We start from the raw sequence: 18,084 nt of genomic DNA, 5'->3' as shown, positions 1-18,084 counted from the left end.
AGGAGGTGACGACCATGGCCACCGCGGTTGCCAAGGCCGAGCAGGCCGAGTCAGTCGAGTACGCCGCCCGGATCGAGCATGTCTCGAAGTCCTTCGCCGGTCCCGCCGGGCAGCAGCTCGTCCTCGACGACATCACCCTCGATGTCGCACCGGGCGAGTTCGTCACCCTCCTGGGGGCCTCGGGCTGTGGCAAGTCCACGCTGCTCAACCTGGTCGCGGGTCTCGACGACCCGAGCGCGGGCAGCATCAAGACGGACGGGCGTCCTGCCCTGATGTTCCAGGAACACGCTCTGCTGCCGTGGCTGACGGCGGGCAAGAACATCGAACTCGCCCTCAAGCTCAGGGGAGTTCCGAAGAACGAGCGGCGCGAGAAGGCCGAGTCGCTGCTCGAACTCGTGCGGCTGCAGGGCGCGTACGGCAAGCGGGTGCACGAGCTGTCGGGCGGTATGCGCCAGCGCGCGGCGCTGGCCCGGGCCCTCGGCCAGGAGAGCAGCCTGCTGCTGATGGACGAGCCGTTCTCGGCGCTCGACGCCATCACGCGGGACGTGCTGCACGACGAGCTCACCCGTATCTGGCAGGAGACCGGGGTCTCCGTCCTGTTCGTGACGCACAACGTGCGTGAGGCGGTGCGGCTCGCTCAGCGCGTGATCCTGCTGTCCTCGCGCCCTGGCCGGATCGCGCGCGAGTGGACGGTCGGCATCCCGCAGCCGCGCCGTATCGAGGACGCGCCCGTGGCCGAACTGTCCCTTGAGATCACCGATGTACTGCGTGGGGAGATCCGCCGTCATGGCCAGCACTGACACGACACCGGTCCAGGAGACCGGGAGCGTAGAGGCGGGCCTCGACGCGCTGGACACCCAGGTCACGGGCCGGCCGACGTTCCGGCAGACCTTCCGCGAGAAGATCTTTCCGCCGCTCGTCGCGACCGCCGTGGTCCTGGTGATCTGGCAGGCGCTGATCACCCTCGACATCGTCACCGACCCGACCAAGCTGCCCTCTCCCGGCGATGTGGCCGCCGAGTTCAAGGACGCCTGGCTGGAGGGCAAGCTCCTCGGTTACATCTGGACCAGCGTGGAGCGCGGTCTGTTCGGCTTCCTGCTGGCGCTGGCGATCGGCACCCCGCTGGGTCTGATCGTGGCCCGGGTGAAGTTCGTGCGCGCGGCGATCGGACCGGTCCTGTCGGGCCTCCAGTCGCTGCCGTCGGTGGCGTGGGTGCCGCCGGCGGTCCTGTGGCTGGGCCTGAACAACTCGATGATGTACGCGGTGATCCTGCTCGGCGCGGTCCCGTCCATCGCCAACGGTCTGGTCTCCGGCATCGACCAGGTGCCGCCGCTGTTCCTGCGGGCGGGACGCACGATGGGCGCGACCGGGTGGAAGGGTGCCTGGCACATCGTCCTGCCGGCCTCGCTGCCCGGTTACCTGGCCGGTCTGAAGCAGGGCTGGGCGTTCTCCTGGCGCTCGTTGATGGCGGCGGAGATCATCGCCTCCTCACCCGATCTGGGCATCGGTCTCGGCGCGCTGCTGGAGAACGGCCGCAATGCCAGCTCCATGCCGATGATCTTCGAGGCCATCTTCCTGATCCTGTTCGTCGGTATCGCCGTCGACCTGCTGGTCTTCAGCCCCCTGGAGCGGCGGGTGCTGCGCAGTCGCGGTCTGCTGGTGAAGAGCTGAGGTTCGCATGCACAACAAGCCGGTCCGCCCCGTCCTTTTGGTCATCGCCCACGGCAGCCGTGACCCCCGGCACGCCGCGACGGTGCACGCCCTCGTCCGCCGGGTGCGCTCCATGCGCCCCGGGGTACGGGTGGAGACCGGCTTCCTGGACTTCAACATCCCCTCCGTCCAGGGGGTGTTGGAGTCGCTCGCTGCGGAGGGCGTCCGTGAGGTGGTCGCCCTGCCGCTGCTGCTGACGCGCGCGTTCCACGCGAAGGCGGACATCCCGGCGGTCCTGCGGGACGCGCCGCCGCAGCTGCGGATCCGTCAGGCGGAGGTGCTGGGCCCGTCCCCGCTGCTCCTGTCGGCGCTGGAACGGCGGCTGTACGAGGCCGGGTTGACGCCGGCCGACAAGTCCTCGACCGGGGTCGTGCTGGCCTCGGCGGGGTCCACGGACCCGGAGGCGATCGCAGTGATCGCAGAAATCGCGCGGGAGTGGCGGCGCACCGGTTGGTGTGCCGTGCGGCCTGCGTTCGCCTCCGCGGCGTTGCCCCGCACGCAGGACGCGGTGCGGGAACTCAGGGAGTCGGGGTGTTCCCGGGTGGCCGTCGCGCCGTATGTCCTCGCTCCCGGCTTCCTGCCGGACCGGATCGCGCGGGGCGCGGTCGAGGCGGATGTGCTTGCCGATGTGCTGGGGCCGTCGCCGGAGGTGGCGCGGGTGTTGTTGGAGCGGTACGACGAGGCGCGGGTGCCGACACTGGCGGTCGTCGGCGCGTAGCCGCTCCGCTGGCCGCGAGGGGCCGTCTGTCGTCTGCGGCGCCGTCGTGGCTGGTCGCGCAGTTCCCCGCGCCCCTGAAGGGGCGCTTGGCCACTGCCCCTTCAGCGGCACAGCTCGTCCCCCAATGCGGTACGCGCATACCGTACGACTCTCCCCTGGCGCGTCCTGCTGAGCAGGCCCGCGTCGTAGAGCACCGCCAGGTGCTGGCTCACCGCGCCCGGGGTGACGTTCAGGCGGTGGGCCAGTTCTGTCGTCGAGGCCGGTTCCGCCAGGAGCAGCAGGAGTCCGGCCCTGGGGCGGCCCAGCAGACGGGCCAGGGCGTCGTCGGTGACCGGGGGCGGTTCCTCGGAGAGGGTGGCGCGGCCGCGGGCCGGATAGACGAGCGTCGGCGGGCGGTCGGGGTCGATCAGGGGCTGGGCGCCGCGGGCGAACATCGTCGGCAGCAGGACGAGGCCGCGTCCAGCGATGCTGGTGTCGCCCCAGGGCGCCTGCTGCATGAAGTCCTGTGTGGACAGCCTCAGTCGGCCGTCGGTCCAGGAGAGCCGCCGGTCGAGGTCCTCGAACATCGCGCCGGCCCCCTGCTCCGCCAGCACCCGTCCGTAGTGGGCGAGGTCGGCCTCCAGGATGCTCTGCACGCGGGGCCACCAGTCGCTGACCAGGCAGCTGTGCCAGTAGGCGGCGAGTGCGTCGGCGACCCGGGCGAGGAAGGCCTCCGGTTCGGCGAGCCCCCGGGCGACGACCGGCGGCAGCGCGTCCCCGGTCCGGTAGGCGGCACGGAAGTCGGCCTCCAGGACGTCAAGGGGCGTACGGCGGACCCGGTCCAGCTCGTCCGCGAAGGCGGGGCGGGCCCGGTCGGGGCGCGGGGTGAGGAAGTCCGGCACCCACAGCCAGGGGGTGGTGAGGGCGGTGAGGAGTTCGTGGTCGAGGGCTTCGAGGCGGGGGCGCATCCGGCGCAGCCACGGCCGGTGGTGCGGGTAGCGGGCCGGGTCGTGCAGACAGCGCAGCGAGAACACCGTCTCCTGGAGCGGGGAGTACGCGAAGGAGGTGGTGGCGAGGTCACCGACCTCGAAGCGGAACTCAATCATTTAGTGCCACGCTAAATCATTGTCGGCGCGGGCCGGCCGCCGGGTGGGATGTCCGCATGACCACGACACCCGCCGCCGTGCCCGCCTCCGCGGGCCAGGAGCTGCGTCCCTCGCGGCTCCCCACCGACCCGACCCTGCGCCGCGCCGCCCTGCTCACCGCCGTCAACTCCCTCGGCAACGGCCTCTACTTCCCGCTCGGCGTCCTCTACTTCACCCGCATCGTCGGCCTCGACGCGACCTCGGTGGGCCTCGGGATGACGGGCGCGGGCCTGGTCGGGGTCGCGGCCGGTGTGCCCGCGGGGCGGGCCGCGGACCGGTGGGGTGCCCGTCAGGTGGGGGCGTGGCTGTGGGCGGGGACGGGCGTGGCGACGGCCGCGTACGTCCTGGTGCAGTCGTACCTCGGGTTCCTTGTCGCGGTGGTCTGCGCGACGGGTCTGCAGATGGCCAGTCGCGGGGTGCAGGGCGCGATCTACGCCGATGTGCTGCCCGCGGCGACCCGGGTGGAGGCGCGGGCCTATCTGCGGATGGTGACCAACGTCTTCATGGGCGTGGGCGGCCTGTTCGGTGCGATCGCGCTCCAACTCGACACCCGTGGCGCCTATATGACGGTGATCGTGGTCAACGCCCTTTCGTTCGCGGGACCCGCCCTGCTGCTCCCCCGGCTGCCGTTGGCACCGCACGCCCTGGAGCGGACGGCCCATGCGCCCGGTGCCCCGGCCGCCGACCGCTGGCGGGCGGTGCGCGACCTGCCGTTCCTCGCGGTGACCGTGCTGAACGCGATCCTGGTCGCGCAGTACACGCTGAGCGAGGTCGGGTTGCCGCTGTGGATCGTCGAGCGGACCGAGGCGCCGCGCTGGACGGCGGCCCTGCTGATGATCCTCAACTGTGTGCTGGTGGCCCTGCTCCAGGTAAGGGTGGCCCGCAGGGCCTCCCAAGTCCCCTCCGCGGTACGGGCGATGGGCCTCTCGGGGCTGCTGCTCGCGGCGGCCTGTGCGGTGTACGCGCTGTCGGCGGGCCTGTCGCCGGTGTGGGCGGTGCTCGCGCTGGGCGTCGGCGCGGTGGTGCAGGTCTTCGCCGAGGTGCTGTCCGCGGCGGGCGGCTGGACGCTCGGCTACGAGCTCGCCGACTCCCGCGCCCACGGCGTGTACCAGGGCGTGTTCGGCGCGGGCATGTCGGCGGGCATGATGGCCGGCCCCGCTCTGGTCACGGTGACCGCGATCCAGCACGGTTCGGCGGGCTGGGCGGTGCTCGGCGTCCTGTTCGCGGCCGCGGGGCTGGCGGTGGCACCCACGGTCCGCTGGGCGCAGCGCGACGGCGAGTGGCGCGGCGACAGGAGCTAGTCGAAGGACAGCCCGCCGGTGCGGGTCCGCTTGAGCTCGAAGAAGTCGGGGTCCGTGGCCAACACCCGGAAGCTGTCGAAGAGTTCGGCCGACCGGCCGCCGCGCGGGACGGCTCGCAGCACGGGCCCGAACCACACCGTCCCGTCGACGTGAAGGGTGGGCGTCCCCACATAGCCGCCCGAGTCGGGCTCGACGCCGGCGTCGTGGCTGCGGCGTACGGCCTCGTTGTACGACGGGTCGTGGGCGGCGGCGGCCAGGTCCGCCGGGAGTCCGAGTTCGGCGAGGGACTCGGCGATCACACCGTCGAAGTCCTCGGCCTTCCGCTCGTGGATCCGGGTGCCCATGGCGGTGTACAGGTCGCGAAGGATCTTCTCGCCGTGCCGTTCGGCGGCGGCCGCGGCGACGCGCACCGGGCCGATCGAGCGGTCGACCAGGTCCCGGTACCAGTCGGGGAGTTCGTTGCCGAGGTTGTGCAGGTAGAGGCTCATCACGTGGAAGCGGAGGTCGAGCGGACGGGTCCGCTCGACCTCCAGCAGCCAGCGGGAGGTGATCCAGGCGAAGGGGCACGCCGGGTCGAACCAGAAGTCGACGCGGGTGGGTTCTGCGGTGGTCATGGCGCAGACGCTAGTCGCCCATTGGTGCAGGATCCCGGCCCAATCATGGTGCTTCTCAGTGGTCCACTTCGTCGGCCAGCCGCATCAGCTCGGCCACCGGCATCGAGCCCGCTGTCCGGCGCTCCCGGGCGAAGGTGTTGGCGAGGCGCTGGAGCAGGTCGTTGAGCGGGGTCGGTACGCCGTGGAGGCGGCCGAGGAGGGCGATCTCGCCGTTGAGGTAGTCGGCCTCGATGGTGCCGGTGCCGCGGGTGAGGGACTGCCAGGAGGAGCCGCCGCCGCGCGGGGTGCCGTGGAGCGGGGCGAGGAAGACCTTGTCGCCGCGGACCGCCTTCTGCTCCTCGGTGCCCGCGTACGGGATCCCGGCGGCCGCGAGGACGGCCGAGCCCTCGGCCTTCACCCGCTCGAACAGCGCCACCGCCTCCGCGCTCTCCATCGGCCCGGTGACGGCCTCCAGCGCGTTCCCGAGGTTGGCCAGCAGCTTGGCGTACTGCCAGCGCGCCACGTCCGGCGTGACCGGCGCCTCGAAGTGCGACTTCTCCAGGTCCGCGGCGACCAGCCGGGCGGTCTCGTCGGTGCCGTGCGGGTAGCGGCCGAGGTGGAGGATGCCGGTGAGCGGACTGCCCGCGGCGCTGACGACGCCCGGTTCGATGTAGGTGCAGGGCAGCCAGACGCAGACGCCGTACACGTCGCGGAAGATCCGCAGGGCGAGCCGCTGGCTCTCCACACCGTTCTGGGCGCAGAGGAGCGGCAGCCGCTCGGCCGCCGTACCGCCGCCCGCGACCGGTGCCGGACCCCAGGTCTGGAGGGCGGCCGCACTGTCCTGGGTCTTCACGGCGAGGACGAGCACGTCGTCAGCGCGCAGCTCGCCGAGCCCGGCGGGACCCTCGACGACCGGCAGCCGGTAGGTCAGTTCGCCCTCCGGCACCCTCAGCCGCAGCCCGCCGTCCTCCAGTGCCGCGCGATGGGCGCCGCGCGCGACCAGGACCACCTCGTGCCCCGAACCCGCGAGCCGCCCGCCGATCGTGCCGCCGACCGCCCCTGCTCCGATGATGATGTAGCGCATGGGACGAGCCTCGCACGCTTGACCTTGTCCCTGGGTAAAGGCCGAGACTCCCCGGCCATGGACAGCTATCTGCGACAGACCCCGTACAGCGACCCGGGAAACCTGGACGTCACCGGCCTGCCGTCCGGTCCGGGTGAACTCGCCGTTCTCGTACGGGATCTGATCATCCATCGGCTGGAGGGACCGCGGTTCGGGTACACCGTCCCCGAGCAACGGCTGCGCGAGGAAGCCGAGTCGCGGTACGTCACCGAGATCCTGCGGATCCTGCGTGAGCGCCGGGACGCGCCGCTCACCGAGGCACGCGCGCCGCACGAGCGGTTCGTGGGCACCTGCCGGGACTTCTCCCTGCTGCTGTGCTCACTGCTGCGGGCGACGGGGACGCCCGCGCGGATCCGCGGCGGCTTCGCGACCTACTTCGTGACGGGGTTCCACGAAGACCACTGGGTCACCGAGTACCGCCTGCCGGACGGGAGTTGGCGGCTGGTCGACCCGCAGGTCACGCACCCGTCGTACGACATCCCCTTCGACCCGCTGGACGTACCCCGCGACCGCTTCCTCCTGGCGGCGGACGCCTGGCGGGCGTGCCGCGACGGGGCCGCCGATCCCGCGACGTTCGGGTTCTGGAGCGTCGCGGGGCTGAGGGGGCTGTGGCTCGTGCGGGCCCGGCTTCTGCAGGACCTGGCGGCCCTGAACGGAGTGGAGCCGCTCCCCTGGGACGGCTGGGGACCGCGGCAGGTCATGGACGACGCGGATCTCACCGCCGACGACCTCGCCCTGATGGACGCGGTCGCCGCGGGCGAGGTGCCCGACGGGATGGCGTCCGTGCCGGACACGGTGACCTCGTACACCGTGTACTCGGGCCCGCGGCAGGTCACTCTCCGGCGGTCATCTCCACCAGCTTGACGACGGTGTTCCAGTTGCGGGTGGTGGCGATCAGGCCCTTGTTGACGCGTGGCCTGGCGAGTTGTTCGGCGAGCTTGGAGCGGCCCAGGCCGTTCGGGGCGTACAGGTACAGGGCACGGTCGCCGAGCCTGAACTCCTCCGGGAGGAAAGCCGGTTGGTCGATCGCCGCGAAGCGGTCCGCGTCGACCGGCTGCGAGAAGTAGGTGACGTGGAGCTGCTTGGCCTCCAGTTCGGCGGCCGGGAAGGGGCAGGCGTCGGCGATCGCGGCGAGATAGGCGTGGTCGCGGACGATCACGTCGACCGGGAAGCCGAAGTGCTTCTCGATCGCGGCCGTGAGCTCGGCGGCGAGGGACTCCTCGTCGCCGTGGCCGGCGGTGAAGACGGCCTGGCCGCTCTGGAGGTGGCTGCGCACGCCGGTGTGGCCCAGGCCTTCCATCAGGGTGCGCAGTTCCGCCATCGGGACCTTCCTGGCTCCGCCCACGTTGATCCCGCGCAACAGCGCCGCATACGTCGTCATGCGCACACCCTAGGGCGGCCTGCCCCCGACGGCCTCCCCGCAGAGCCGCCGGTAGGTGTAAGGGTCACCCTCCTCCTCAGTGAGGAGGGTCCGGGGGGTCCGAGCGGACGATCCCGGCCACCTCACTTCACCAGGCAGAACGACGAGATGGCTTTATCCGCGCCATACCTTCGAATCGAACGGTGTGCGGCACGGGTCGCCATCGTCCGGTGGCGGCAGGGGGCCGTCACCTCGATCAAGGGGGCAAGCCCGTCATGGGGAACGGAGAAACACGCGTGCGGGGCCTTGCGGCCCGGGCCGGCGGCTGGAGCGCCCGGCATCGCTGGGCGGCGGTCGGCATCTGGGTGCTGTTCGTGGTCCTGGCGATGGGACTCGGTTCGGCGGCGGGCCGGGTCGACGTCGACGAGAGCGGCGGCCTGAAAGGCGAGACGCACACCGCGGCGACGATCATCAAGGACGCCGACATCGAGGAGCCGGCCGGTGAGACGGTCCTCGTCCAGGCGAAGGGCAGTGGGCTGAAGGCGACGGACGCCGAGTTCCGGGCGGCCGTCGACGCGGTCGTCAAGGCCGTCGAAGGGACCGGCAAGGTCACGGACGTCCAGTCGCCGTACACCGCCGACACAATCTCGAAGGACGGCCGCAGCGCGCTCGTGCAGTTCGACATGCGCGGGGAGGCGGAGACCGCGTTCGAGCGGGTCGAGCCGGTGCTGAACGCGGTCGAGAAGGTGCAGCAGGACCACTCCTCGGTGCGAATCGAGGAGATCGGCAGCGCCAGCATGCAGAAGACGTTCGACGACGCGTTCGGCGACGACTTCAAGAAGGCTGAGTACTCCGCCCTGCCCGTGGCCCTCGGCATTCTGCTCGTGGCCTTCGGCGCGCTCGTGGCGGCGCTGGTGCCGGTGCTGCTGGCGGTCACCGCGATCATGGCGACGATGGGCCTGATGGGCATCGTCAGCCATGTGATGCCGATGGGCGATGTCGCCAACTCGGTGATGCTCCTTGTCGGTCTGGCCGTCGGCGTCGACTACTGCCTGTTCTATCTGCGCCGTGAGCGCGAGGAGCGCGAGGCCGGCCGGGACGCCCAGACGGCCCTGCGCATAGCCGCCGCCACCAGTGGCCGCGCGATCATCGTCTCCGGTGTCACGGTGTGTGTGGCGATGGCCGGCATGCTCTTCACGGGGATCGCCGACTTCGAGGCGATGGGCCTGGCTTCGCTGATCGTCGTCGCCGTCGCCATGGTCGGCTCGATCACCGTGCTGCCCGCGGTGCTGTCGCTGCTGGGCCACCGGGTCGAGAAGGGCAAGATCCCCTTCCTCCACCCGGAGAGCCGCCTTCGCCGCAACCGCGGGCCCGTCAACCGGGAGAGCCGGTTCTGGACGGCCGTCCTCGGCGGTGTGCTGAAGCGTCCCATGGTCTCGGTCGTCGTCGCGGCCGGTGTGCTGCTCGCGATCGCGGCGCCCGCGGTCGGCATGAAGACCCAGAACCTCACGCTGGACCAGGAGTTCGGCGACTCGCTGCCGATCGTGCAGACCTACGACCGGGTCAACGAGGCCTTCCCGGGCGGTTCGGAGCCCGCCGAGGTGATCGTCAAGGCGGACGACATCAACGCCCCGGAGGTGACCAACGCGCTGGCCGCCTTCAAGCAGGAGGCGATCGCCTCGGGTGCCTCGCGCGGCCCGGTGGAGATCAAGCTGCACGACGCGCAGAACCTCGCCTTCGTGTACGTCCCGCTGGTCGGCGGCTCCGACCTAGACAAGGCGGGCGAGAGCCTGGACAAGCTGCGGGACGAGGTGCGGCCCGCCACGCTCGGTAAGGTCGACGGCCTCGAGGCGCCGGTCACCGGCGGGGTCGCCATGTCGAAGGACTTCAACGACCAGCTGACCGGCGCGGTCGTCCCGGTCTTCGCGTTCGTCGTGGTCTTCGCCTTCCTGCTGATGCTGCTGTCGTTCCGCTCGCTGACGATCGCGATCACCTCGATCGTGCTGAACCTGCTGTCGGTGGGTGCGGCGTACGGCATCCTGGTCGCCGTCTTCCAGCACGGCTGGGGCGCGTCCCTGGTGGGCGCGGAGGGCGTCGGCGCCATCATCAGCTGGCTGCCACTGTTCCTCTTCGTGATCCTGTTCGGCCTGTCGATGGACTACCACGTGTTCGTGGTCTCCCGGATCCGCGAGGCCCGGCTGCGCGGCCGTACGACGAAGGACGCGATCCAGCACGGTGTGGTCACCACCGCCGGTGTCGTCACCAGCGCCGCGGTCATCATGGTCGCCGTGTTCGGGATCTTCGGCACGCTGTCCATGCAGTCCATGAAGCAGATGGGTGTGGGCCTGGCGGCCGCGGTGCTCATCGACGCGACGATCATCCGGGGTGTGCTGCTCCCGGCGGTCATGGCACTGCTCGGTGAGCGCAACTGGTATCTGCCGAAGTGGCTGAACCGGCTGCCGGACCTCACGCACGACGAGGCGTCCGAGGCCGTGGTGCAGTCGGCGCGGGACGACGAGGGCGATCGCGTCCCCGTCTGATTCCGCCCCTTGACCGAAGGCCCGTTGGTATCCCGGGGGAACCAACGGGCCTTCGCCTGCCCTCTGTTCGGCCGACATCCTCGATCGCGGGGGCGCGACGGTCCGAACTACTCCTGGCGGGCGGGCAGTTCGGCCTCGATGAGGTCGGCTGCCCGCCGGGTGCCGCCCTCATCAGCCATCCGGGCCTGGATGTCCTTCAGCTTCCGCGCGACCTCGGGGTCGTCCACGAGTGCGAGGGCGGTGGCCCGCAGCGTTTCGGCGGTGGCCTCCTCGGTGGGGATGTGCCGGGCGACGCCGAGCGCCTGGAGCATGTCGGCGTTGCCGAACTGGTCCACGGCCTGCGGTACGGCGATCATCGGTGTGGCGGTGGCCAGTCCCTCCTGGCTGCCGCCGGCGCCGGCGTGGGTGACGAACAGGTCGGCCTGCCGCAGGATCGCCAACTGCGGCACCCATGAGCGCACTTCGACGTTCGCGGGGATGTCGCCCAGTTCGGCCGGGTCCACGCTCCCGCCGATCTGGAGCACCAGATACCAGCCCGGCAGGTCGCCGAAGGCCTTCAGGCACTCCCGGTAGAAGCCGGGCTGCTTGGTGAAGGACGACCCGAGCGACACGAGCGCCACCTTCTCGGCGTCCGCGGGCCGCCGCCAGTCGCCCTCCGCGCCGCGCTCGCCCTGACAGGCGCCGACGAAGCTGTAGACGGTCTCGTCGACGCGGTCGGCGTGGGGCTGCAGCGCCTTGGGGATCAGGACGATGGAGCGAGGGGGCCGGCCGGCGAAGTCGTCGGGGTGCTGAGTGATCCCGTTCTCCTCCAGCCAGGCGTGGAAGCGGGCGTAGTAGGCCTGTCCGCGCTCGGTCTTCTTCGGCTCCGCCCACATCGGCTCGGCGACCTCCTCCTCGTAGCCCTCCCAGGCGACGAGGTTCGGCGAGAGCGAGACGGCGGGCACGCCCCAGCGGTGGGCGAGGACGCGGGCCGGGTACGAGGTGATGTCGTGCAGGACGAGGTCCGGCTCGTCCCCGTCGTACGCCTCGATCAGCTGCGGGAGCGCCTGGACGGCATCGGCGAGGAACGGCTCCACGTTGTCCAGCAGGGTGCTGCCCCATGCCTCCGGGTCGGCGCCGGGGCCGGGCAGGGTGGAGTTCCAGAGCCTGGGCTCGGCGCCGGTCTCGGCGACCTTCTCCGCGAAGACCGGCGGGATGGCGTACGTGACGCGGTGGCCGCGCGCGACGAGCTCCCGGATCACTTCCAGGCTCGGGTTCACGTGGCCGTGGGCGGCGATGGAGAACATGGCGATGTGTGCGGGAGTGGTCATGGCGCCGACCGTAGGCGAGACGATACGTCTCGTGCAAACTGTTTTCGTGAACCTCGCGGTTAGCGCTGATAGCGGGCGAGCACCAGATTGCCGTCCTTCTCCAGCCGCTCACGCAGCTCGTCGAGTCCGATCGCCCCGCTGTAGTACTCCTGGAAGGCGGGCGTGGCGACCTTGTCCTTCCACTCGGGGTAGCCGCGCACGGACTGGGCGGGCGCCGAGCGCAGTCGACCGGCGAGCGCGGTCCCCGTGGCCCAGTCGTTCTCGCCCGTGCGCAGGGCCGGGTCCTTCAGCGCCGCGGTGCCGGTGGGCAGCATCCAGTCGCCCAGCGCGAGGCGCACCATGTTCTTCGGCCGCAGCAGGAAGTCGACGAACTCGACGGCCTCCTTCTTGTGGGGGCTGTCCTCGGCGACGGAGAGCGTCTGCGGGCTGACGCCCTGGCTGAGCCCGTCGGCACCGGCCGGGGCGGGCAGCACCTGCCAGTCGAAACCCTTCGGCGCCTGCTGGACGATCTGCTGGCGGTAGGAGAAGCCGAGCGGGACCATCGCGTACCTGCCGCCGAAGAAGCCGGGCAGGGTGTCCGAGCCGCCGCTGCCGAGGGTGGTGGGCGAGGCGCTGTCATCGGTGTTCGCCTGGTCGTGGATGGTGCGCGGCACGACCTCGTCTCCCTCCTCGAACCGGATCGTCACCTTGCCGTCGGAGCCCCGGTGGAAGAGCTGTCCGCCCGCCGACAGGGACAGGTTGAGCGTGGCCGAGACGGGCTCCTTGAGCGGCCAGGCGACGCCGTACTTCCCCTCGCCGCTCAGCCGGTCGGTGATCTGCCGGAACTCCGGCCAGGTCCAGGGGTCCTCGGGTGTCGGGATCCGTACGCCGGACTCCTTCAGCCACGTGGCGTTGGCGATCAGCACCCGCGGTTCCTGGAGGAAGGGCACTCCGTAGACACCGTCACCGAAGGTGGTCGTGTCCCAGCTCCGCTGCGGGATGTCCGACCTGAGCCGGGCGGGCAGCAGGTCGCTCAGGTCGGCGAGATAGCCGCCGTACGCGAAGTCCGCCAGGTCGTCGGAGGCGTCATGGATGATGTCCGGCGCCTCGCCACCCTCGAAGGAGGTGAGGAGCTGGTCGTGGACGCTGTCCCAACTGCCCTGGACGTACTCGACCTTGACGTCCGGGTGGCTCGCGTTCCACTCCTTCACCAGCTGCCGGTTCGCCTCGACGGACTCCTCCTGCCAGGCCAGGGACTGGAAGCGCAGGGTGACGGTGCCGGCGTCACCGCTGTCACCGCCGCCGGTGCAGGAGGTGAGCAGCAGGATCAGGCACAGGGCGACGATCCCTCGCGTACGCATCAGCTCTTCACCGCCCCGGTCAGCATGCCGCTCGTGATCCGCCGCTGGATGATCGCGAAGACGACCAGGGAGGGCAGGGTCGCCAGGAACGCGGCGGCGGCCAGCGGGCCCAGGTCGGCGACGCCCTCCGCACCGATGAAGTGGGTGAGGACGACCGGCAGGGTCTGTTTCTCCGGGGTCTTCAGCAGGACCAGCGCGAAGAAGAACTCGTTCCACGCCGTGATGAACGCGAACAGTGCCGTCGCCACGATCCCCGGCGCCAGCAGCGGCGCGGTCACCGACACCAGCGTCCGCAGCTTCCCGGCCCCGTCGACGGCCGCCGCCTCCTCCAGTTCGACGGGCACCGCCCGGACGTACCCGACGAGCATCCACAGCGCGAACGGCAGCGCCCACACCACGTACACCAGCACCAGCCCGAACAGCGAGTTGATCAGCTGAAGGTTCTTCAGCACCAGGAACAGCGGGATGATCACCAGCACCAGCGGGAACGCCTGGCTGACCACCACCCAGCCGGTCGCCGCCCGCGCGAGCGGGGTGCGGTGCCGGGCCATGACGTACGCCAGCGGGGTCGCGATCAGGACGGCGACGAGGGCGGCGCCGAGCGCGGCGAGCAGGGAGTTGCCCGCGGCGCGCAGCAGCGGCTGTTCGTCGAAGGCCTGCCGGAAGTTGTCGAGGGTGGGGTTCTCGGGGATCCAGGTCGGGTGCAGACTGCCCAGTTCCCGGGGCGGCTTGAACGCGGTGGAGAGCAGCCAGAGGAACGGGAACGCGAGGAAGACGAGGTACGCGAGCAGGGCGGCGTACTGTCCGACGCGGCCCGCGGTGCTGGTCCTCATCCCTCGTCACCTCCCCTGATCCGGCCCACCAGGAAGACGGCGAGGAGGAGGGAGATCACCGCGACCATCACACATCCCATGGCCGCCGCGTACCCGAACTGCCCGTAGCGGAAGGCCTCCTCGTAGGCGAAGAGCATGGGCAGCCGGGTGCGGCCGCCGGGTCCGCCGCTGGTGAGCACGTACACGAGGGCGAAGGAGTTGAAGTTCCAGATCAGGTTGAGGGCGACCATGGCGAGGGCGACCGGTCTCAGGGCGGGCCAGGTGACCGTACGGAAGCGCCGCCAGGCACCGGCTCCGTCGACCGCCGCCGCCTCGTGCAGTTCGCGCGGGGTGTTCTGCAGGCCCGCGAGCAGCGCGACCGTGGTGGTCGGCATGCCGGCCCAGATGCCGACGACGATCACCGCGGGCAGGGCGGTGCCCAGACCGCTGAGCCAGTCGCGGCCGTCACCGAGTCCGAGGTCGCGCAGGGTCTCGTTGAGGACGCCGGCGTCCGGGTTGTAGACGAGGCGCCACATCACACCGACGACGACCTCGGGCATGGCCCACGGGATGATCGCCAGCGCGCGGGCCAGCCATCGCAGCCGCAGGTCCTGGTTGAGCAGCAGGGCGAGTCCGAGGGCGAGCAGGAACTGCGGCACGGTCACCCCGACGGCCCACACCAGACCGATCCGGAACGACTCCCAGAACAGCGTGTCGTGCAGCAGGTCCTGGAAGTTGAGGGTGCCGATCCACTGCGTGGACCGGGTCCGGCCGGACTGGGAGTCCGTGAACGCCAGCAGGATGCCGTACAGCAGCGGGCCGACGCTCAGCACCAGGATGGGGATCAGCGCGGGCAGCACCAGGAACCAGGCCCCGCGGTCCACCGTCCGCCGGTCCCCGCCCGCGCGTGGCGCTCCCCGCGTCGAGCGTTTGGTCACGGTCACCGTGGTCACGTGATCGGCTCCTTCCCCCGGTGGGCCTCCGTCATGGTCGTGAAGGGGTTATGGGTCGTCAAGGCACCGCGCACACCGTCCGACCTGTACGAATGCGAGACTGGCCGACGGATGGCGGGAAGTCGACGCCGTGTGCGCGAGCACATCGGCACATCCGGGACATCCGTTACGGGCAGGGCCGAGGAGACGGAGGCGGACGATGGACGAGGCACGGGCGCGGGACGTATTGGCCGCGGCTGGCGTGCTGCCCGGGCCGGGCGCCGGGGCGCGACTGCTCGCGCTGGGCGAGAACGCCGTGTTCGCCGTCGGTGACCTGGTCGTCAAGGTGGGCCGGGACGCCGAACTCCTGGACCGGGCGCGCCGGGAGCTGGCCATCGCGGCGTGGCTCGCCGAGGCGGAGGTGCCGGCGGTGCGGGCGGCCGAGCCGAAGGCCCTGCTCGTCGAGGGGCACCCGGTGACGGTGTGGCGCCGGCTGCCCGATCCCGTACGCCCCGCCGAGCCCCGGGATTTGGCCGAACTCCTACGGGTGGTCCACGCTCTCCCCTCCCCCGCCTTCGCGCTCCCGCCCCGCGAGCTGCTGGGCGGTGTGGAACGCTGGCTGCGTCTCGCGGGCGACGCGGTCGACCCCGCGGACGCCGCGTACCTCCGACAGCGCCGGGACGGCTTCGCGGCGGCCGCGGCCGCGCTCACCCCGCAGCTGCCACCCGGCCCCATCCACGGCGACGCCCTCCCCCGCAATGTGCACATCGGCCCCGACGGCCCGGTCCTGATGGACCTGGAGACCTTCTCCGCCGACCTGCGCGAGCACGACCTGGTGGTGATGGCCCTGTCCCGCGACCGCTACGGGCTGCCCGCGGCGGCTTACGAGTCCTTCACCGAGGCGTACGGCTGGGACGTGCGCGAGTGGGAGGGCTGCGGTGTGCTGCGGGGCGCCCGGGAGACGGCGAGCTGCGCCTGGGTGGCCCAGCACGCACCCGTCAACCCGGCGGCGCTGGCCGAGTTCGAGCGTCGGGTGGCGTCTTTGCGGGACGGGGACGAGACGGTGCGCTGGTATCCGTTCTGAGCGGTTCGCCCCGAAGGGTCAGACCGTTTCGTCCGCCAACTCCCTGAGCGGCCACGTCCCGTCGACCACCGCGTCCGCCTCGCCCTTGCGGCGCAGGAAGCTCTGGAAGTCCGCCGCCCACTCCGCGTACCACTCGATCTGGCGGCGGTGCAGTTCCGCCGGGCCGAGGGAGGCGATCTTGGGGTGGCGGTCGGCTATCGCGTGGGCGAGCCGGGCCGCGGCGAGGGCGTCCGCCGAGGCGTTGTGAGCGGCGTCGAGCGGGACTCCGTACTCCCCGCACACCGCTTCGAGGTTGCGCTTGCCGCGGCGGTAGCGGTCGATGGACCGGTCGATCGTGTACGGGTCGACGACCGGCGCCGGATCGACGCCGCCCAGGCGGTCCCGCAGCGAGGGCAGGCCGTGGCGGCGCAGCTCCGCCGAGAGCAGGGTCAGGTCGAAGGCCGCGTTGTAGGCGACGACCGGGACCCCCGTCTTCCAGTAGGTCGCCAGGACGTCGGCGATGGCGTCCGCGACCTGGTCGGCCGGGCGGCCCTCGGTGGCCGCGCGTTCATTGCTGATCCCGTGGACCGCCACCGCGTCCGCGGGGATCTCCACGCCCGGGTCCGCCAGCCATTCGCGGTGCCCTATGGGCTGTCCCGCCCTGACCTCGATCACGGCCCCCGTCACGATGCGCGCCTCGCGCGGATCGGTTCCGGTCGTCTCCAGGTCGAAGCCGATCAGCAGCTCCTGGTGCCAGCCCATGTGGCGGCCCCCCTTCTTGGTGGTGCTTTCCCCCAGTGGTCTCCACGATCCCATGCGCCACTGACAATCAGAGGACCGCGTTCCGCTTACGGAACTTTCAGGACACCGGCCGTGAATCCACCCAAGACGTCTCGAACTCCTCGCGGTAGGTCGGGAAGAGCCCGCTGTCGTCGATCTCGCCCGGCTTGACGACTTTGTTCCCGTTGCGCAGCACCAGCACCGGGGCCTCCATGCCCCGCGAGCGCCGCAGATAGGACTGCACGACGGCGACCCCGTCCGCGCCGTCCCCGTCGACGAGGTAGGCGGTGAAGCGCGGCGTCTCGTCGTAGACCTGGATCTCGAAGGCGCCCGGGTCGCGCAGCCGGGACCGCACCCGGCGCATGTGCAGGATGTTCATCTCGACGGCGCGGCTCAACTCACCGCGCTTGATGCCGAGTTCACGCTCGCGCCGCTTGACGGCACTGGACGCCGGGTTCAGGAACAGCAGCCGCGCCCGGCACCCGGCCTCGGCGAGGCGCAGCAGCCGGCGGCCGGAGAAGTTCTGCACGAGCAGGTTGAGGCCGATACCGACGGCGTCGAGACGGCGGGCGCCGCCGAAGATGTCCTCGGCGGGGAACTGGCGCAGCAGCCGCACCCGGTCGGAGTGGACGGCGACCACGTCCGCGTACCGGTCGCCGACGAGGTCCTCGACCGCGTCCACGGGCAGTCTGCGCGCGGACGGCACGTCACCGCCGGCGCCGAGTATCTCCAGCAGTTTCGCCGAGGCCCGCTCGGCCTGGCCCAGGACGGCCTCGGACAGGGCCCGGTTGCGCGAGACGACGTTCCGGGTCACTTCCAGCTCGTCCAGGGCGAGTTCGACGTCCCGGCGCTCGTCGAAGTAGGGCTCGAAGCACGGCCAGTGCTGCACCATCAGCTCCCGCAGCTGCGGCAACGTCAGGAAGCTCAGGACGTTGTCGTCGGCCGGGTCGAGCAAGTAGCCCTTGCGGCGGCTGACTTCGCGTACGGCGACCGCGCGCTGCACCCACTCCTGGCCGGCCGGCCCCGCGGCGGCGACCACCCAGTCGTCGCCGTGGACGGGTTCGTAGATGGGACGCAGAACAGCGGCCACGACCGCGCGCAGCCGCTGTTCGACGAGGTTCAGCCAGATGTAGGCCCGGCCGGCCCGCTGGGCGCGCGTACGCACCTCGCGCCAGGCGTCGGCGTCCCAGTCCAGCTCCGGCCCGATGGAACCGGCGGCGTCCATGGGCCGTGCCAGCGACACCGTGCCGGGCGGGACGTCTGCGGAGTTCCCCTCGTGACCCTCGTCACCAGGGGGCAACTCCAGCCCTCCCGAGCCCACCCGCGCACCGCCTTCCGCTCCCCCGAGCACCACCCTTGCCAACGATCAAGGAAGGGT

The 18,084-nt window shown here is 71.3% G+C and carries 16 protein-coding genes and 1 pseudogene; 7 read left to right on the top strand and 10 right to left on the bottom strand.

What is annotated here, in order from left to right; translation table 11 throughout:
- The first annotated feature begins 14 nt into the window (after positions 1 to 14).
- From OG381_RS35545 to OG381_RS35535, 3 genes are read left to right on the top strand one after another with little or no spacing between them, the layout of a single operon-like run.
- Positions 15 to 800 (top strand): ABC transporter ATP-binding protein, encoded by a 786-nt coding sequence (locus OG381_RS35545; protein ID WP_307024443.1) that lies wholly within the window; start codon positions 15 to 17, stop codon positions 798 to 800.
- Positions 787 to 1,671: an ABC transporter permease gene (locus OG381_RS35540; RefSeq protein WP_327720088.1), complete on the top strand. Its 885-nt coding sequence runs from the start codon at positions 787 to 789 to the stop codon at positions 1,669 to 1,671. The genes OG381_RS35545 and OG381_RS35540 overlap by 14 nt, the downstream gene beginning before the upstream one ends.
- Before the next feature lie 7 nt (positions 1,672 to 1,678).
- Positions 1,679 to 2,428, top strand: coding sequence for a sirohydrochlorin chelatase (locus OG381_RS35535; protein WP_327720087.1), 750 nt, complete (start codon positions 1,679 to 1,681; stop codon positions 2,426 to 2,428).
- 101 nt (positions 2,429 to 2,529) lie between these two features.
- Here the strand turns inward: OG381_RS35535 and OG381_RS35530 are convergent, their stop codons facing one another.
- Positions 2,530 to 3,513, bottom strand: a complete 984-nt coding sequence (locus OG381_RS35530; protein ID WP_327720086.1) for an ArsR family transcriptional regulator — start codon at positions 3,511 to 3,513, stop codon at positions 2,530 to 2,532.
- 56 nt (positions 3,514 to 3,569) lie between these two features.
- Between OG381_RS35530 and OG381_RS35525 the strand changes: the two genes are divergently transcribed.
- Positions 3,570 to 4,853, top strand: coding sequence for an MFS transporter (locus OG381_RS35525; RefSeq protein WP_327720085.1), 1,284 nt, complete (start codon positions 3,570 to 3,572; stop codon positions 4,851 to 4,853).
- On the opposite strand, the gene OG381_RS35520 is transcribed toward OG381_RS35525, so the two are convergent.
- Both OG381_RS35520 and OG381_RS35515 read right to left on the bottom strand, forming a co-directional pair.
- Positions 4,850 to 5,467 carry a mycothiol-dependent nitroreductase Rv2466c family protein gene (locus tag OG381_RS35520; RefSeq protein WP_327720084.1) on the bottom strand — a complete coding sequence of 206 codons (618 nt, stop codon included), beginning with the start codon at positions 5,465 to 5,467 and terminating at the stop codon, positions 4,850 to 4,852. The two genes, OG381_RS35525 and OG381_RS35520, sit on opposite strands and share 4 nt — an antisense overlap.
- Before the next feature lie 55 nt (positions 5,468 to 5,522).
- Positions 5,523 to 6,530: a ketopantoate reductase family protein gene (locus tag OG381_RS35515; RefSeq protein ID WP_327720083.1), complete on the bottom strand. Its 1,008-nt coding sequence runs from the start codon at positions 6,528 to 6,530 to the stop codon at positions 5,523 to 5,525.
- A 57-nt stretch (positions 6,531 to 6,587) separates the two neighbouring features.
- On the opposite strand from OG381_RS35515, the gene OG381_RS35510 reads away from it, so the two are divergent.
- Positions 6,588 to 7,433, top strand: coding sequence for a transglutaminase-like domain-containing protein (locus tag OG381_RS35510; protein ID WP_327720082.1), 846 nt, complete (start codon positions 6,588 to 6,590; stop codon positions 7,431 to 7,433).
- Here OG381_RS35510 and OG381_RS35505 read toward each other — a convergent pair.
- Positions 7,402 to 7,950 carry a DUF1697 domain-containing protein gene (locus tag OG381_RS35505; protein ID WP_327720081.1) on the bottom strand — a complete coding sequence of 183 codons (549 nt, stop codon included), beginning with the start codon at positions 7,948 to 7,950 and terminating at the stop codon, positions 7,402 to 7,404. The genes OG381_RS35510 and OG381_RS35505 overlap by 32 nt on opposite strands.
- A 254-nt stretch (positions 7,951 to 8,204) precedes the next feature.
- On the opposite strand from OG381_RS35505, the gene OG381_RS35500 reads away from it, so the two are divergent.
- Complete coding sequence (locus OG381_RS35500; RefSeq protein ID WP_327720080.1) at positions 8,205 to 10,469, top strand: MMPL family transporter; 2,265 nt, start codon at positions 8,205 to 8,207, stop codon at positions 10,467 to 10,469.
- Positions 10,470 to 10,576: 107 nt separating this feature from the next.
- Here OG381_RS35500 and mgt read toward each other — a convergent pair.
- The 4 genes and pseudogenes from mgt to OG381_RS35480 all read right to left on the bottom strand — a co-directional run bounded on the left by mgt (position 10,577) and on the right by OG381_RS35480 (position 14,884).
- Positions 10,577 to 11,816, bottom strand: a pseudogene (mgt, locus tag OG381_RS35495) (macrolide-inactivating glycosyltransferase).
- A 22-nt stretch (positions 11,817 to 11,838) separates the two neighbouring features.
- On the bottom strand, positions 11,839 to 13,119 hold the full coding sequence (locus tag OG381_RS35490; RefSeq protein WP_327720079.1) for an ABC transporter substrate-binding protein: 1,281 nt from the start codon (positions 13,117 to 13,119) through the stop codon (positions 11,839 to 11,841).
- On the bottom strand, positions 13,119 to 13,952 hold the full coding sequence (locus OG381_RS35485; protein ID WP_327720078.1) for a carbohydrate ABC transporter permease: 834 nt from the start codon (positions 13,950 to 13,952) through the stop codon (positions 13,119 to 13,121). The genes OG381_RS35490 and OG381_RS35485 overlap by 1 nt, the downstream gene beginning before the upstream one ends.
- Positions 13,949 to 14,884, bottom strand: coding sequence for a carbohydrate ABC transporter permease (locus tag OG381_RS35480; RefSeq protein ID WP_327720077.1), 936 nt, complete (start codon positions 14,882 to 14,884; stop codon positions 13,949 to 13,951). Before OG381_RS35480 ends, OG381_RS35485 begins: the two co-directional genes overlap by 4 nt.
- Before the next feature lie 199 nt (positions 14,885 to 15,083).
- On the opposite strand from OG381_RS35480, the gene OG381_RS35475 reads away from it, so the two are divergent.
- Positions 15,084 to 15,947, top strand: coding sequence for a phosphotransferase enzyme family protein (locus OG381_RS35475; RefSeq protein ID WP_327720076.1), 864 nt, complete (start codon positions 15,084 to 15,086; stop codon positions 15,945 to 15,947).
- A gap of 18 nt (positions 15,948 to 15,965) precedes the next feature.
- Here OG381_RS35475 and OG381_RS35470 read toward each other — a convergent pair whose 3' ends face one another.
- Positions 15,966 to 16,688: a 3'-5' exonuclease gene (locus tag OG381_RS35470; protein WP_307024472.1), complete on the bottom strand. Its 723-nt coding sequence runs from the start codon at positions 16,686 to 16,688 to the stop codon at positions 15,966 to 15,968.
- A gap of 97 nt (positions 16,689 to 16,785) precedes the next feature.
- Complete coding sequence (locus OG381_RS35465) at positions 16,786 to 18,057, bottom strand: SAV2148 family HEPN domain-containing protein (protein ID WP_266899247.1); 1,272 nt, start codon at positions 18,055 to 18,057, stop codon at positions 16,786 to 16,788.
- Positions 18,058 to 18,084 lie beyond the last annotated feature (27 nt).

Source organism: Streptomyces sp. NBC_00490 (genome assembly GCF_036013645.1).
Taxonomy (GTDB): domain Bacteria; phylum Actinomycetota; class Actinomycetes; order Streptomycetales; family Streptomycetaceae; genus Streptomyces; species Streptomyces canus_F.
The sequence above is the reverse complement of the archived record's forward strand: the minus strand, read 5'-3'. Positions and strand labels throughout refer to the sequence as shown.